At 45.5% G+C, this 872-nt stretch carries 1 protein-coding gene; it reads right to left on the bottom strand.

Translation table 11 applies throughout. The features are described 5' to 3' along the window. Positions 1 to 650: hypothetical protein (locus GS399_RS20555; protein ID WP_160846539.1), on the bottom strand; the 650-nt coding region annotated here is incomplete at its 3' end. Positions 651 to 872: the final 222 nt, after the last annotated feature.

The following is an 872-nucleotide window of genomic DNA, read 5'->3' as shown; positions in this document are numbered from 1 at the left end:
CACATTCCCGTTATCGACACATTATCACAAATAGTTTGACCATCGGCAGCCTTGAGTTTCAGGCATAACAGGTATTCCTTAAATCCTTCAGGAACCGGTAGTGTGAATTCCACGCCGGCAATCGGGCTGTTCAAAGGAATGACAGGCGTCCATTCAGCAGTACTGGCTGTTTTCTTTTCTTCAAAATCGGCAAAGAAAGCGATCAGCCCGATCCTGTAGCCATCCACGAATTTACGCTTGAATCTGGGCGTACTTAGTTCCAGCGTTACCTTAATAAATCCGTTTTCGATAAAAGTATTTTTATGATTTGCCGTGATCAGCCGGCTAAGCGGGTAATCCTTGTGTATCTCAAAGCGCCGGAAGCCCTGCAGGTTCGGAGCTTGGTTGTTTTTAGAATATCCTCTGAACACGGATAGCATACGCTGCCACAATAAACCGCCGCCAAAGTCGTGGCGAAACTGGTCGATTTCCCTTTTCAACAAGGCCGCCGCGTTGTTGGCTTTAACTAGGTTTGCAGCGCTTGCCTTAAAGGCATCATTGATCTCAACAGCCTTATAAGTTCCCCTTGGTTTACGGGTATGGGTCCCGTAAGAACGACTGTCGACAATAATATCACCTGTTGCCGTTCGTGCTGCTTTTTTTCTTGCCATTTATAGAATAATGCGTATTTTAGATCATCCGACTAAAAATAGCAATTTCCTGCTGTTTCAAAATCCAAGATTTCTTATTTACAGCGTACTTTCAGCGACCTCATAGCGTACTTTCAGCGACCTTATAGCGATGGTTATTGTGCCTTCAGAGTGTCTTCATTCGGTCGACATTGTGCTATCTATGGGCGGGAAGGTACTTTAGCCGAACAAGGTCCCTCGCAG

Source organism: Hufsiella arboris (assembly GCF_009834875.1).
GTDB classification, from domain to species: Bacteria; Bacteroidota; Bacteroidia; order Sphingobacteriales; family Sphingobacteriaceae; genus Hufsiella_A; species Hufsiella_A arboris.
Note: the sequence above shows the minus strand (reverse complement) of the source record. Positions and strands in the feature narration are given on the sequence as shown.